The 13,715-nt window shown below is 65.3% G+C and carries 14 protein-coding genes and 1 tRNA gene; 9 read left to right on the forward strand and 6 right to left on the reverse strand.

The window, feature by feature from the left end; translation table 11 throughout:
- Nucleotides 1-62: 62 nt before the first annotated feature.
- From QRN63_RS04920 to QRN63_RS04930, 3 genes are read right to left on the reverse strand one after another with little or no spacing between them, the layout of a single operon-like run.
- On the reverse strand, nt 63-401 hold the full coding sequence (locus QRN63_RS04920) for a DUF3817 domain-containing protein (RefSeq protein WP_029119231.1): 339 nt from the start codon (nt 399-401) through the stop codon (nt 63-65).
- A complete protein-coding gene (locus QRN63_RS04925; protein ID WP_285029752.1) occupies nt 398-769 on the reverse strand; it encodes a hypothetical protein in 372 nt (123 codons plus the stop codon). Before QRN63_RS04925 ends, QRN63_RS04920 begins: the two co-directional genes overlap by 4 nt.
- Before the next feature lie 46 nt (nt 770-815).
- A complete protein-coding gene (locus QRN63_RS04930) occupies nt 816-1,595 on the reverse strand; it encodes a helix-turn-helix domain-containing protein (RefSeq protein ID WP_285029753.1) in 780 nt (259 codons plus the stop codon).
- A gap of 95 nt (nt 1,596-1,690) precedes the next feature.
- Here QRN63_RS04930 and QRN63_RS04935 point away from each other — a divergent pair.
- Nucleotides 1,691-1,773 (forward strand) — tRNA-Leu (locus QRN63_RS04935).
- 60 nt (nt 1,774-1,833) lie between these two features.
- Here the strand turns inward: QRN63_RS04935 and QRN63_RS04940 are convergent.
- Complete coding sequence (locus tag QRN63_RS04940) at nt 1,834-1,971, reverse strand: hypothetical protein (RefSeq protein WP_285029754.1); 138 nt, start codon at nt 1,969-1,971, stop codon at nt 1,834-1,836.
- A 236-nt stretch (nt 1,972-2,207) separates the two neighbouring features.
- On the opposite strand from QRN63_RS04940, the gene QRN63_RS04945 reads away from it, so the two are divergent.
- Entirely contained in the window at nt 2,208-3,296 is a 1,089-nt protein-coding gene (locus tag QRN63_RS04945) for a fatty acid desaturase family protein (protein ID WP_285029755.1), read from the forward strand.
- Here QRN63_RS04945 and QRN63_RS04950 read toward each other — a convergent pair.
- Entirely contained in the window at nt 3,274-3,444 is a 171-nt protein-coding gene (locus tag QRN63_RS04950) for a hypothetical protein (RefSeq protein ID WP_285029756.1), read from the reverse strand. The two genes, QRN63_RS04945 and QRN63_RS04950, sit on opposite strands and share 23 nt — an antisense overlap.
- Before the next feature lie 525 nt (nt 3,445-3,969).
- Here QRN63_RS04950 and QRN63_RS04955 point away from each other — a divergent pair.
- Genes QRN63_RS04955 through QRN63_RS04965 form a run of 3 tightly spaced genes read left to right on the forward strand, consistent with a single transcriptional unit; the run spans nt 3,970 to nt 7,564 of the window.
- Nucleotides 3,970-5,079, forward strand: coding sequence for a glycosyltransferase (locus QRN63_RS04955; RefSeq protein WP_285029757.1), 1,110 nt, complete (start codon nt 3,970-3,972; stop codon nt 5,077-5,079).
- On the forward strand, nt 5,067-6,086 hold the full coding sequence (locus tag QRN63_RS04960; RefSeq protein WP_502888088.1) for a glycosyltransferase: 1,020 nt from the start codon (nt 5,067-5,069) through the stop codon (nt 6,084-6,086). Before QRN63_RS04955 ends, QRN63_RS04960 begins: the two co-directional genes overlap by 13 nt.
- Nucleotides 6,086-7,564: a glycoside hydrolase family 130 protein gene (locus tag QRN63_RS04965; RefSeq protein WP_285029758.1), complete on the forward strand. Its 1,479-nt coding sequence runs from the start codon at nt 6,086-6,088 to the stop codon at nt 7,562-7,564. Before QRN63_RS04960 ends, QRN63_RS04965 begins: the two co-directional genes overlap by 1 nt.
- A 4-nt stretch (nt 7,565-7,568) precedes the next feature.
- On the opposite strand, the gene QRN63_RS04970 is transcribed toward QRN63_RS04965, so the two are convergent.
- The gene (locus tag QRN63_RS04970) at nt 7,569-8,432 is read right to left on the reverse strand and encodes an NYN domain-containing protein (protein WP_285029759.1); all 864 of its coding nucleotides are present in this window, start codon (nt 8,430-8,432) and stop codon (nt 7,569-7,571) included.
- Between the two features lie 82 nt (nt 8,433-8,514).
- Between QRN63_RS04970 and QRN63_RS04975 the strand changes: the two genes are divergently transcribed.
- The 4 genes from QRN63_RS04975 to gyrB all read left to right on the forward strand — a co-directional run bounded on the left by QRN63_RS04975 (nt 8,515) and on the right by gyrB (nt 13,713).
- Complete coding sequence (locus tag QRN63_RS04975; RefSeq protein WP_285029760.1) at nt 8,515-9,390, forward strand: formylglycine-generating enzyme family protein; 876 nt, start codon at nt 8,515-8,517, stop codon at nt 9,388-9,390.
- 219 nt (nt 9,391-9,609) lie between these two features.
- Entirely contained in the window at nt 9,610-10,314 is a 705-nt protein-coding gene (locus tag QRN63_RS04980; protein ID WP_285030008.1) for a GntR family transcriptional regulator, read from the forward strand.
- 70 nt (nt 10,315-10,384) lie between these two features.
- A complete protein-coding gene (locus QRN63_RS04985; RefSeq protein ID WP_285029761.1) occupies nt 10,385-11,737 on the forward strand; it encodes an arylsulfatase in 1,353 nt (450 codons plus the stop codon).
- Between the two features lie 23 nt (nt 11,738-11,760).
- A complete protein-coding gene (gyrB, locus tag QRN63_RS04990; protein WP_285029762.1) occupies nt 11,761-13,713 on the forward strand; it encodes a DNA topoisomerase (ATP-hydrolyzing) subunit B in 1,953 nt (650 codons plus the stop codon).
- Nucleotides 13,714-13,715: the final 2 nt, after the last annotated feature.

A 13,715-nucleotide genomic window follows, 5' to 3' on the forward strand; every position in this document is an offset into this window, starting at 1 on the left:
CACGGCGGCTTTCGGGCTCGATTTCCGCCCTGTGGTTACATTCGCGACTCCGTATCGACCTGTCAGAGGTCGAAGCGCTTCTTCACATCTTCGGTGCGGAAGTGCTCGACGATGATGCCGACCAGCGGGACGGTGCCGGCGAACAGGACGCCGATGGTCTGGCCGAGCGGCCAACGGACCTTGACCGCCAGATTGAATGTGCAGAGCAGGTAGGCGAAGTAGACCCAGCCGTGGACGATGCCGATCCAATTGAGGCTGGCGTCGTTGAAGATGTAATGCGCGACCAGCTCGTAGCACAGGGCGATGAGCCAGAGACCGGTCGCCCAGGCCATCACGCGGTAGGCGGTCAGCGCCTTGCGGATGGTGTCTTTCGACAGGGTGGTCGGCTGCGACTCGGTCATGTGGGCGTCCTGTCCTGTTTGTCGTTCTCGGCCAGTTCGGCGAGGTAGGCGTTGTATTCGTTGAGGGTCGGGTCCGCCGTGTCTTTGGCGGCTTTGGGGCGCTCGGGGAGCAGGCCCTCGGGGATTTCGGTGGGCTCGTCGGTTGCCGGTGCTACCGGGCCTTCGTCTTCGTAGCGGACGAACTTGTAGTACCCGTAGAAGCAGAAGGCGCCGAACATCGGCCACTGCAGGGCGTAGCCCAGGTTCTGGAAAGTCCCGGCGCTTGACTGGAAGCGCGACCACTGCCACCACGCCAGAGCCATGCAGCCCAGGGCAGCGACGGTCACCAGCACGATGAGCGCCGGCCTCCTACGCCGTGTAGTGGACATAGGGCAACGGTACCGCGCGCGGGTTTGGGTTTGCGATTCGTGCCTGCTAGGACGCCGGACGTTCGATGCATGGCCACGGCACCGGGCGGGACTTGGGGCCGATGAATTCATCGAGGCGAGCGGTGTCGGCCTTGCGATAGATCGAGAGCTGCTTTCTCGATGAGCGGCGCCAGTGGATGCCGAGTTTGTCCAGCGCGCCAGTGAACAGATTGACGATGTCCTCGGACAAGTTTGTGAAGTGATAACGGACGCTCTTGACGCCGCGATCGTTGGCGACGACGCGGCAGCCATCGCTGTGGATGAGGCCGAGGACGAATTCTTCGGTGGCTTGGTCGACGAGGGCCTGCTGCCACGGTTGCAGCGCGATTGCGCGGGTGTGCTTCTTGCCGGGGCCGTGCTGTGGGAACAGGCACGGCCAGTGCTTGGAGCACACGTACACCTCGACGCAGCCCTTGCGCTGCGTCGCGCCAGCCTGTTTACCTGGGATGACAGCAGCGATCGCTTCGCAGCAGCGCTCGATGATGGCCGGGTACTTCTCATCGAGGACGATTCGTAACCGCCATACGCCGCGGAGCGCATCCGAGATACAGCCATCTCCTAGGTACAACCCGAGCAGATAGCTGTACTCCGCTGGCGGTAGGGCTGTGAAGTCGTGGTCGACGCCGCATACGGAATCGCCGGCTCCTTGTCGGCGCCAGATGCCGGTCTTTCGCCTCCAGTCACGCACCGTCGTTCGTGGGATTCCCGTCGTCCTCGCGATGGCGCAGTCATTCTCCCCATCGGCGATGAGTCGTCGGACGGTGTCGAATTCGTCGGCTGATCTCACGCGGTTTCCCCCTTCGGTCGCGTGACGCAGCCAAAGTAAGACGGACCACCGACAGATCTCCTTCGTCGGCCTGGCGGTAGGCTGACACCGCTTGAGCGCGAGTGTCGGAATTGGCAGACGAGATGGGTTTAGGTCCCATTGTCCTTTGGGCGTGGGGGTTCGAGTCCCCCCTCGCGCACTCTTGCGGTGATTCCGCCACGCAGTGGGCAGCGTGAAGTACAGCCGACCGCTGCGCGGTTCAGTGCCGCTTGGAGTGCAGTACCCCGTCGGTCGGCGATGACGGTTGGTCGGACTTGGCGCGCTTGTCCGCGCGTTTCTCTTTGAGCGACTTGCCGGATTTCTTGGTCATGCTCTGGCGCGGAGATTTGTCGGACATGACAGGCCCCTTTGTTCGGGGGCCTGGATGGTCCCAATAACCCGACCCTACGCGCACCGCGAATGGGCGTGCAATGGCGGAGCCTCGGCGTCGCTGTGCGCTGACTCTGGATTTTTGCGTGGTTGTCGACCGGGTGACATGTGGCACGGACGGGCGCAGCAGCCTAGGCTGGACATGACACCCGCCCAGGTAGCCGAGAGATCCCGCTGCCGCACGTAGACGGATCCGGAATTCTTTTGGCTATCAATGATATTGCCGTGTATGCGCGGCTGAGTTCGGCAGACGTCGAGGCGTTCGGCGCTGAACTGGACACTATTCGGCTCGACGTGGAGGACTCCCTCGGCGTCAAGGATGCGACGTATATCCGTCGCGTCATCACGTTCCAGCGGACTCTGGACGCGGTGGCCCGGTTGCACATTGCCGGCAGTCGGTCGAGGGCCGGCTGGTTGGTGGGGGCCGCGGCGTTGGCGTACGCGAAAATCGTTGAGAATATGGAGATCGGGCACAACGTCAGCCACGGTCAATGGGACTGGATGAACGATCCGGAAATCCACTCGACCACCTGGGAGTGGGACATGGTGGCGTCCTCGGCGCAGTGGCGGTATTCGCACAACTACCGTCACCATGTGTTCACCAACGTGGTTGGGGTGGACGACGACCTCGGTTTCGGGGTGCTGCGCGTAACCCGCGATCAACCGTGGAAGCCGGAACATCTGTGGCAGCCACTGCGAAATCTGTTGTTGGCCTTGGTCTTCGAATGGGGAATCGCCCGTCACGGCTATCACGCCGAAACCGAGAGGGCGGGCTCCGAGGACGGCAGACGGGCTGCGCGCAAGGTGATGCTGGCCAAGATCGGCCGGCAGACGGCCAAGGACTATCTCGTCGTGCCCGCGCTCAGCCTGCGCCGCTGGCGCCGCACGGTGACCGCCAACGCGACAGCCAACCTGCTGCGAAACCTCTGGTCATACGTGGTGATCTTCTGTGGGCATTTTCCCGACGGCGTGCAGACGTTCGACCGGGAAGTCCTGCGGTCCGAGACCAGATCGGAATGGTATCTGCGCCAGATGCTCGGTGCGGCGAACTTCAAAGCCGGTCGTGCGCTGGCGTTTTCGAGCGGCAATCTGTGCTACCAGATCGAGCATCATCTGTTCCCGGATCTGCCGAGCAACCGGTACGCGGAGATCAGTGTGCGGGTACGTCAGCTGTGCGAGAAGTACGACGTGCCCTACACCACCGGCCCGCTCGCCCGGCAATACCTGCAGACCCTCCGGACCAATTTCCGGCTGGCGCTGCCCGACGGCGTCAGCGCTCGAAGGCGCGCTTGATCTTGGCTCGCGCCTGACCGGCGTCGGTGGCCCGTTGCACGGCTCCTTCGTCGTTGAGGTTGTAGTCGGCGGTAGCGAAGCCGAAATAGCTCTTGGCGGCATTCGACGCGCGTTTGGCCTTGCGTGCCATGGTTTTTCCGATATTCATCGTAGGTCTCTCTGTTGTTGGTTCGGGTGCAGTGTGCAACTGCGCGCCGGCATTCGAAGCCGGGCTCCTGGTTCGCCGTCGAACGCGTCGATAACGGTGACGGGCTGGAACACGTTATGCGGCTTAGGTTTTGGCGTTCGACCGCCCAGACGGGCACGTCGGCGAGTTGTGGGCCACGGTGATCCGTCGGCGCCGGAGCCGTCGATGATTGGGCTCGACACAACTGAAATCCTCTGCACCTGCCACTCTACACCCGTTTGGGCTGCATAAACGGCCAAAGCGGGTCAGCGGAGCAGCCGCTGCCCCCGCTGGAATGGGCGCGGGGGTGTAGCGTTGAAGAGGTTGGGAACCCAGTCTGCCCAGGCGTAGTCGGCCTTTCGCCGTTGAATTCCCCGAGCAGCCGCTCGCGCCGGACACATCGGTGACAACCACGCGATGGGATCACCCTTGAAATCTCAAACCAGCCTTCAGCTTTCAGATGCACCGCTATTGCCTACCTGGCACTCCGGCGCTTCGAGCTTTGCGATGCTCAGCACCTATCCGCCGACGCGATGCGGGCTGGCGACGTTCAGCGCGGCCCTGAGCCGGGGGCTGGCCACCAACGGCGCCGACGTCAGCGTGGTGCGCGTCGGCGACGGACCGTCGATCGGCGACAGCCGCGTCATCGGCGAGTTGACCAACGGGTCGGCCGCATCCGTTGCCGAGGCTGCCGACCTGCTCAGCATGAGCGACGTCGCGGTGATCCAGCACGAGTACGGCATCTACGGCGGCCCTGACGGGGACGAAATCGTCAATCTCATCGGTGGGCTGCAGGTCCCGTCGATCGTGGTGGCGCACACCATCCTCAAACATCCGACCCGGCGCCAGCGGAGCGTGCTGGAGGCGGTGATGACGCTCGCCGACCACGTCGTCGTGATGTCTGACGCGGCCCGAGCGCAGCTGAATGCCGGCTTCGACTTCGATCGCCGGAAGGTCACCACGATTCCGCATGGCGCGACCGTGCCACCGGCCGGCTACACGAAGCGCGGTGGCCGGCCGACGTTGTTGACCTGGGGCCTGCTGGGGCCGGGCAAAGGCGTCGAGCGGGTCATCGACGCGATGGGCTCGCTGCACCGGCTCAACAGCCGGCCGCGTTATCTGGTCGCCGGTGAGACGCATCCGCAGGTGCTTGCCGCTGATGGTGACGCGTATCGCGAAAGCTCTATCGCGCGGGCGCAGCGTATCGGGGTGGCGGACGCGGTGCAGTTCGATGCCAGTTTCCGCGACGTGCCGTCGTTGATCGAGCTGATGCTGTCCGCGGCGGTGGTCGTGCTGCCCTACGACTCCACCGACCAGGCCACCTCCGGTGTCCTGGTGGACACCATCGCCTGCGGTCGGCCGGTCGTCGCGACGGCCTTCCCGCACGCGGTCGAAATGCTCTCGACAGGGGCGGGCATCGTGGTGGGCCATGACGACCCCGACGCGCTGAGTTCGGCATTGCGCGCGGTTCTGACCGAGCCCCGGCTGGCCGGTGCCATGGCCGCAGAAGCCAGGCGGCTGGCCCCGTCGATGTCGTGGCCGATCGTCGCCAGATCGTATCAAGCAGTGGCACAACGAATTCTGGCCAAACGACCGGAGCGGGCGTGGCTGCGTTAGCGCCGGAGCCGAAGTTCGACCATCTGCTGGCGATGACCGATCGGCATGGCACCTTCGAGCACGCATGCCTCGCCGAACCACGGCTCGAACACGGTTACTGCACCGACGATATGGCCCGGGTCCTGGTCGTCGTCAGTCGCGAACCGGACGCCTCCGACGGTGTGACTGCCTTGGCCAAGCTGGCGGTGCGGTTTCTGAATGAGGCACAGTCATTTGCCGGTGGATGCCGCAACCGGATGGACCGCCATGGCCGCTGGACCGACGACTTCGCCTTCGAAGACTGTTGGGGCAGATGCCTGTGGGGCTTGGGCACTGCCGCGGCCCACAGCGGTATCGGGCTGGTCCGCAGCCTCTCGGTCGTGCAGTTCGAGCGCGCCGCACGAGGTCGATCGGTCTGGCCGAGAGCCATGGCGTTTGCGGCGCTGGGTGCCGCTGAGTTGCTCGGTGTCGACCCCGGCCACCGGGCCGCCCGGCAACTCATCGCCGATTACGCCGCGGGGGTTGCCGCCGTGGGCACCGACCTCGACTGGCCGTGGCCCGAAGCGCGCCTGACCTACGCCAACGCGTTGCTGCCCGAGGCGATGATCGCCGCGGGCACCACTCTCGAGGACTCGGCACTCACCCAACGCGGCCTGGACCTCCTGGAATGGTTGATCGATTGCGAGACCCTTGACGGCCATTTGTCGGTGAGCCCGGCAGCGGGCTGGACGGCCGGGGAACCTCGGCCCGGCTTCGACCAGCAACCCATCGAGGTGGCTACGTTGGCCGACGCGTGCGCCCGGGCCGCTGACATCGATGCCAGCGCCATCTGGCCGAACACGGTGCGCGCTGCCGCGGCCTGGTTCGAGGGCGCCAACGACATCGGCGTCCCGATGTGGAATTCGACCACCGGCGGGGGATTCGACGGGTTGCGGGCCGACTGCGTCAACCTCAACCAGGGGGCTGAGTCGACCCTCGCGGTGCTGTCCACTTTTCAGCAGGCTCGTCGCCTTGTGGGTGTGTCGTAATGACTTCTGTGCGGTCGGCGCTGGTCACGCGCCTGCCACTGCGGCTGGCAGCTGACCCGACGCGCGTCATCACCCGCCTGTTCGTGCCGGGACAGGAAGGCTTCGAACTCCAGGAGTCCCGCGCCGGCGCGGTGCTGGCCCGGATTCTGACTCTGGATGAAGCCGAGGTGCGGTCGGCGCTCGACAGTGTCGTCGTGCGGTTCGATCATCGGCACCGCGGATTGGCTGAGACCTTTCGGCGGCACGCGCAGGAGCTGGCCGATCGCTTGGGGCCCGGTATGAAGGTCTCCGAGGCCCGAATGTTGTTGCTGGGCGCGACGTTCACCAACGAGTTCGCCATCGAGGCGGCCGCGCTCTGCAACCCGAGCATCGTCGCCCACCCCGATCAGTCCGGCACGCCCGCCGGCAGCCTCCGCTTCGTGCTGAGTGTGCGAGGGATCGGCGAGGGGCACCGGTCCTCGATCGGCTTTCGTACGGGCATCGTGGACCACGCGGGTCGGGTCACCATCGACGACCCGGCCCCGTTCGCCACTGCCGGAACGGTGGTGCCGACGCTGCTGGACGCGGCCGTGATCCGTACTGAGCTGGTGCGGCGGGGCGACGCCGGTGAGTCTGCCGACTATGTGCTCGGCGCGCTCGGTGATCAGTTCACCCGCGACGATCTGGACGAGCAGCTGGACAGGCTGCAACTGCACCGCAGTACCCGCAAACATGCCGCCGGCACCATCGCTCTGATGCGCGCGATCGCAGAGCGGTCCTACGCCGTCGAATTCTCTTCTGCCACAGAAATATCCGAGCGGGTCTTGTGGCCGGCGACCGGTGCCGAGGCGGCCGGTATGGAGGACGCGCGGTTTGTCCGCTTCGTCGACGACGACGGCGCCGCTACCTACTACGCCACCTACACCGCATACAGCGGATCGGAGATCAGCCAGCAATTGCTGACCACCGACGACTTTCGGTCGTTCACCTCGGTGCCGATGGTTGGCCCGGCTGCCGCGAACAAGGGTCTGGCGCTCTTTCCTCGCCGGATCCGCGGGCGGTTCGCGGCCATGTCACGGTCGGACCGGGAATCGAACACGGTGGCGTTCTCCGACCAGCTGTCGGTGTGGACCGATTCCTCGCCGTGCCAGAACCCGGTAGAGGCTTGGGAGGCAGTGCAATTGGGCAATTGCGGCGCACCGATCGAGACCGAGGCCGGATGGCTGGTGCTGACCCACGGGGTCGGTCCGATGCGGACCTACTCGATCGGAGCGATCCTGCTCGACCTCGATGATCCCACCCGGATCATCGGCCGGTTGTCGGAGCCGCTGCTGAGTCCCGCGCCCGACGAACAGGACGGGTACGTGCCCAACGTGGTGTACTCGTGTGGCGCGCTGGTCCACGGCGACACCCTGGTGCTGCCGTACGGCATCGGCGACGCCGCGATCGGTTTCGCCACGGTGGCGCTATCGGAGCTGTTGGCGGTACTGCGCCTCTAGGGTTCTATTGGGCATTCTTCAGCCGCACCAAGCGCGTCGTCGAGCTTTCGTCCAATTCGACGACGTCGGTGCGCGATCGCAGGAAGTCGCTGAAAGACTTGAAACCCAGCGCCTTTTCGCTGAATGACGGATCCATCCGCTTCATCTGTGCCTTGACCGCGGAGTTGTGCAGCCATTCGACGTCGTCCTTTTCCAGCCCGATCTGCAGGGCACGAGTCAGCAGGGCGGTGGCGGCGGTCTGCGGGTCGGGCAATTCGGGTTCGTCTGGCTCGGTCTTGCGGCGGGAGCGTCGTGGCGGCGCCGGGTCTGCAGAGGGTTCGAGCGCCGGGACGCCGGGCAGCGAGTCGTAGGTGACGAATTCGTCGCAGGCGGCGGCGAGCGCGCGGCTCGAGGAGCCCGCCACTCCGATGCCGACCACGTACCGGCCGAGGCGCTTGCAACGCTGAGCCAGCGGAATGTAGTCCGAGTCGCCGGCGGCGATGACGACGTGGGTGAGGTCGGGCAACCGGAACATGTCTTCGACGGCGTCCACTGCCAATCGGATGTCGGCGCCGTTCTTGCCGTACGCGGCCGCCGGGAAGAGTTGCACGAGGTCGACGGCCCGGCCGACCAGTTGCTGGCGGTAGCCCGCGTTGACGACGGCCGACCAGTCGGCGTACGCGCGGGTGAGCACCAGCGTCCCGAACGATGACGCGAAGTCGAGCACTGCGCCGACGTCGACGGTGGCCTGGGTCAGTCTGTCCGGTTCGAGTCCCTTGGCCTTGTCCTTCTGAAATGAATTGCGACCGTGGACCTGGTCGTAGCGGGAAATGACTATGTTGTCGAAGTCGAGGTACACCGCGACTCGGGTGGCGGTGGTATCCGTCATGGCCCCAGTCTGGTCTATCGGCGGAGCGTTGTGGCGCGAAACCTCGCAGGCGCATCATTCGTCGGCTGGTTAACCTGTCGGAATGCTCACGGAACTGGCTGCCCTCCCCGGCGGGTCGTACCGCATGGGTTCACAGGATTTCTACCCCGAGGAAGCGCCGGTGCATGAGGTGACCGTCGCGCCGTTCTCGATCGAACGGCACCCGGTCACCAACGGTCAGTTCGCCGAATTCGTCGCGGAGACGGGATATGTCACCGTCGCCGAGCAACAGCTGGACCCGGCCGCTTTTCCGGGCGTCCCCGCAGAAGAACTCGTTCCCGGCGCGTTGGTGTTCCAGCCGACCGCGGGCCCGGTCGACCTGCGGAACTGGAGGGCTTGGTGGACGTGGGTCCCCGGCGCGTGCTGGAAGCACCCGAAGGGGCCGGGCTCGACCACCGAGGACCGGCTCGACCATCCGGTGGTGCAGGTCGCCTACCCGGATGCTGCGGCGTACGCCGCGTGGGCGGGCCGGCGGCTACCCACCGAAGAGCAGTGGGAGTACGCGGCTCGCGCCGGCGCGACCACGGCCTACGCCTGGGGTGACGAGGTACGGCCGGACGGGCAGTTGATGGCCAACACGTGGCAGGGCCGATTCCCGTATCACAACACCGGTGCCCTGGGCTGGGTCGGGACGTCACCGGTAGGCACGTTCCCTCCCAACGGTTTTGGCCTGCTCGACATGATCGGCAACGTGTGGGAATGGACCCGCACCCGGTACACGCCGCGGCATCAAGCGCACGCCGAGGTGTCCGGCTGTTGTCCGCCGCCCGGTGGCGATCCGTCGGTGATGCAGACCCTCAAGGGTGGCTCGCACCTGTGCGCGCCGGAGTACTGCCATCGCTACCGGCCCGCGGCGCGGTCGTCGCAGTCGCAGGACAGCGCGACATCGCACATCGGCTTCCGCTGCATCGCCGACTGAGGTGGCGAAAGCGGCCGTCAAACGCCGCTACATAGTTCCTGGCCTAGGGCTTTACCTTCGATCAGGTGGCGTAACACGCTACGTATCGCCACCCGTGCCCATCGGTGGCACAGTGAGTTCATGACCCGCCGCCCGCACATCCCGCCAAAGGACTTTCCCCGTCCTGCGCCCCGGGAGTACGCGGGCACCCGCGCCGATGCGGCCCGGTGGGCGCGCGACGTGTTGCGCGGCCAAATCCTCGACGGCGTGTACGGCGGCCTGGCCGCGGCGCGTCCGCTGCTGCCGCCGGAGAACGAACTGGCCGCCGAATTGGGCGTCAGCCGCAACGCGATTCGTGAGGCCCTGGAGCTCCTGCGCGGCGAGGGATTGATCACCCGGGTGCAGGGCGCCGGGACGTTTGTCACGGGCGCGAAGCTCAGCCAACGGATCGATCGCCTGGAAGGCCTCGCGGAATCGCTTGCGGGGCATCAGCTTCCGGTGGAGAACACCGTGATGTCGGCGCGTGAGTCGGTGGCCTCCCCGTTCGTCGCGGCGAAACTTCAAGTGCCCGAAGGCGCGCCGATCCTCTTCATCGAGCGCCTGCGGTCGGTGGGTGGGGTGCCGCTGTCGCTGGACACCACGTCGTTGCGGATCGGAGCCATCCCGGTCGACGCCAATCTGGCCGACCAGGACGTCTTCTCGCTGATCGAGACCGAACTGGGGATGCGCCTGGGCTGGGCCGAGATCACCGTGGAATCGGTCTCGGCCGACGCCGATACCGCCAAGCTCCTGCAAATACGTGCCGGCGCACCGCTTTTGCTGCTGCACCGGCTGACCCACCTCGAAGACGGCACACCGTTCGACCTCGAGACCGTGCGGTACCGCGGCGACCGCTGTTCGTTGATCACCACCGCCGCAAGAGATTCCACGCCGCCGCCAGCGTAGCCGGCACTTCTGCAGTCAATCACCCGATCCCCTTACCGATTAACGCAATCGATAGAGAGGCAGTACAGCCATGCCCGAACAACCCAACATCGTCTATTTTCACGTCGACAATCTCGGCATGGGGGAGCTCGGCTGCTACGGCGGCGGCATCCTGCGCGGGGCCGACACGGTCCGGATGGATGCCTTCGCCGCCGAGTCACTGAAGCTGTCGCATTTTGTCGTCGAACCGCAGTGCACGCCAACCCGTTCGGCGTTGATGACCGGCCGGTACCCGATCCGGTCCGGCAACCACACCATCGCGCTCGGCGGCAATGGCGGCGGCATCGTGGCGTGGGAACGCACCATGGGTGACATCCTGTCCGAAGCCGGTTATGCCACAGCATGTTTCGGCAAGTGGCATATCGGCGCCGAGGACGGTCGCTGGCCGACCGACCACGGCTTCGACGAATGGTACGGTCCGGCTCGCACCTACGACGAGTGCCTGTGGCCCGACGACCCCTGGTACAAAGCCGAACGCGACGGCTACTCCTTCATGTACGACGGCACCAAGGAAGGTGGCGTCACGACCACCGACCAGCAGCTGACCGTCAAGCTCAAGGGTGAGGTCGACGGCGAATACGACCGCCGGGCCAAGGCTTTCATGAAGCGCAGCGTCGAAGCGGGAAAGCCGTTCTACCTGTATCACAACCACTCGCTGATGCACTTCCCGATGGAGGTCCGTCCGGAGTTCAAGGGCAAGAGCACCAACGGCAACTGGGGCGACTCGCTGCTGATGCTCGACCACGACTTCGGCAGCATCCTGGACTACCTGACCGAGTTGGGCATCGAGGACAACACCATCGTCATCATGGCCGGCGACAACGGTGCCGAAGACCACCTCGCCGGCCGGGGTACTGCGGGCTTCTTCGACGGCTCGTACTTCAGCTCGGCCGAGGGCGGCATCCGGACACCCTGTCTGATCCGCTGGCCCGGTCACGTGCCGGTGCGGGAGAGCAACGAGATGGTGCACGTCACCGATATGTTCCCGACGCTGCTGCGGTGGGTGGGCTGCGACGTACCCGACGACCGGATCATCGACGGCATCGATCAGCGCGAATTCTTCGGCGGGGCCGAGGAATCCAAGCGGGACGGCTGCATGGTCTGGCTCAACGAGGAGCTTCACGCGGTGAAGTGGTCGCAGTTCAAGATCAACTTCAAGCGGCAGCAGCATTTCCACGACCCGGAGATCCCGTTGGGCTTCGCCCGCATCACCAACCTTCTCGAGGATCCGAAGGAACGCGAGGCCGTCAACCAGACGTGGGTGCGGTGGTGGGTGATGCAACACGCCTACCGGTTCATCCAGGAATTCGAAGCCAGCGTCGAGACCGAACAACTCATCCCGGCCGGGGCGCCCATCGATTTCGTCCCCGAACGTAACCAGTAGCACCGGCGCAGCACGGCCCCCGCATGTCGGGGGCCGTGCTCGACTGTCAAAGGAGTGCAGCCGTGTCCAGCTATGGCGCCCAATCGATCACGATCCTCGAAGGGCTCGACGTCGTCCGCAAACGCCCGGGTATGTACATCGGGTCGACCAGCGAGCGCGGCCTGCACCACATGGTGTGGGAGGTGGTGGACAACGGCGTCGACGAAGCCATGGCCGGCCACGCCAGCCGTGTCGATGTCACGCTGCTCGCCGACGGTGGCGTCGAAGTCAGCGACGACGGCCGCGGCATCCCGGTTGCCATGCACGCCAAGGGGATTCCCACCGTCGATGTCGTGATGACCCAACTACATGCCGGCGGCAAGTTCGATGGCGACTCCTATCAGGTATCCGGTGGTCTGCACGGCGTCGGCGTCTCGGTGGTCAACGCGTTGTCGACGCGGCTGGAGGTACACATCCACCGGGACGGGCACGAATGGTTCCAGCACTACGACCGCTCGGTGCCCGGCACCCTCGATAAGAGGAAGGCGTCGACCCGCACCGGCACCACGGTCCGATTCTGGTCGGACCCAGAGATATTCGAGACGACCACGTACAGCGCCGAGACCATCGCCCGCCGCCTTCAGGAGATGGCGTTCCTCAACAAAGGCCTGGTGTTGTCGCTGACCGACCGACGCGTGCCCGACCCCGAGACCCGCGTCTTCCACCACCCGGGCGGACTGATCGACTACGTCCACCACATCAACCGGGTGAAAGAGCCCATCCAGCCGAGCATCATCGCGTTCGACGGTGTGGGACCCGGCCAGGAGGTCGAGGTCGCCATGCAGTGGAACGCCGGCTACTCGGAGTCGGTGCACACCTTCGCGAACACCATCAACACGCACGAGGGTGGTACCCACGAAGAGGGCTTCCGTGCGGCGCTGACGAGCGTGGTCAACAAGTACGCCAAAGACAAGAAGTTGTTGAAAGACAAAGACCCGAACCTCACCGGTGACGATATCCGGGAGGGCCTGGCCGCGATCATCTCCGTCAAGGTCGCCGAACCGCAGTTCGAAGGGCAGACCAAGACCAAGCTGGGGAACGCCGCCATCCGCTCATTCGTACAGCGGGTCTGCCATGAGGAGCTGACGCACTGGTTCGAGGCGAATCCGGCTGAGGCGAAGGTCATCGTCACCAAGGTCGCGTCCTCGGCTCAGGCACGGGTGGCCGCGCGGAAGGCGCGGGAGCTCGTGCGGCGTAAGAGCGCGACCGATATCGGTGGCCTGCCCGGCAAGCTGGCCGACTGCCGTTCCACCGACCCGACGACGTCGGAACTGTATGTGGTGGAGGGCGATTCGGCCGGTGGCTCGGCCAAGAGTGGTCGTGACTCGATGTTCCAGGCGATCCTGCCGCTGCGCGGCAAGATCATCAACGTCGAGAAGGCGCGCATCGACCGCGTGCTGAAGAACAACGAGGTCCAGGCCATCATCACGGCGCTGGGCACCGGTATCCACGACGAGTTCGACCTGTCGAAGCTGCGGTATCACAAGATCGTGCTGATGGCCGATGCCGACGTCGACGGCCAGCACATCTCGACCCTGCTGCTGACCCTGTTGTTCCGCTTCATGCGACCCCTCATCGAGCATGGCCACGTGTTCCTGGCCCAGCCGCCGCTGTACAAGCTGAAATGGCAACGCAGTGAACCGGAATTCGCCTACTCCGACCGGCACCGGGACGCGCTCCTGGATGCGGGGCTCACGGCGGGGAAGAAGATCAACAAGGACGATGGCATCCAGCGCTACAAGGGTCTGGGTGAGATGGACGCCAAGGAGCTGTGGGAAACCACCATGGATCCGTCCGTCCGGGTCCTGCGTCAGGTCACCCTCGATGACGCCGCAGCTGCCGACGAACTGTTCTCGATCCTGATGGGCGAGGACGTCGAAGCACGCCGGAGCTTCATCGTCCGCAACGCCAAAGACATTCGGTTTCTGGACGTCTGACC

This window comes from Mycolicibacterium sp. lyk4-40-TYG-92, from assembly GCF_030209435.1.
GTDB lineage: Bacteria > Actinomycetota > Actinomycetes > Mycobacteriales > Mycobacteriaceae > Mycobacterium.

What these genes read in the sequence shown, in the direction of transcription:
- QRN63_RS04920 (WP_029119231.1), bottom strand. Translation starts at nt 401, where the DNA reads ATGACCGAGTCGCAGCCGACCACCCTGTCGAAAGACACCATCCGCAAG.
- QRN63_RS04925 (WP_285029752.1), bottom strand. Translation starts at nt 769, where the DNA reads ATGTCCACTACACGGCGTAGGAGGCCGGCGCTCATCGTGCTGGTGACC.
- QRN63_RS04940 (WP_285029754.1), bottom strand. Translation starts at nt 1,971, where the DNA reads ATGTCCGACAAATCTCCGCGCCAGAGCATGACCAAGAAATCCGGCAAG.
- QRN63_RS04950 (WP_285029756.1), bottom strand. Translation starts at nt 3,444, where the DNA reads ATGAATATCGGAAAAACCATGGCACGCAAGGCCAAACGCGCGTCGAAT.
- QRN63_RS04955 (WP_285029757.1), top strand. Translation starts at nt 3,970, where the DNA reads ATGCTCAGCACCTATCCGCCGACGCGATGCGGGCTGGCGACGTTCAGC.
- QRN63_RS04965 (WP_285029758.1), top strand. Translation starts at nt 6,086, where the DNA reads ATGACTTCTGTGCGGTCGGCGCTGGTCACGCGCCTGCCACTGCGGCTG.
- QRN63_RS04970 (WP_285029759.1), bottom strand. Translation starts at nt 8,432, where the DNA reads ATGACGGATACCACCGCCACCCGAGTCGCGGTGTACCTCGACTTCGAC.
- QRN63_RS04975 (WP_285029760.1), top strand. Translation starts at nt 8,515, where the DNA reads ATGCTCACGGAACTGGCTGCCCTCCCCGGCGGGTCGTACCGCATGGGT.
- QRN63_RS04985 (WP_285029761.1), top strand. Translation starts at nt 10,385, where the DNA reads ATGCCCGAACAACCCAACATCGTCTATTTTCACGTCGACAATCTCGGC.
- gyrB (WP_285029762.1), top strand. Translation starts at nt 11,761, where the DNA reads ATGTCGGGGGCCGTGCTCGACTGTCAAAGGAGTGCAGCCGTGTCCAGC.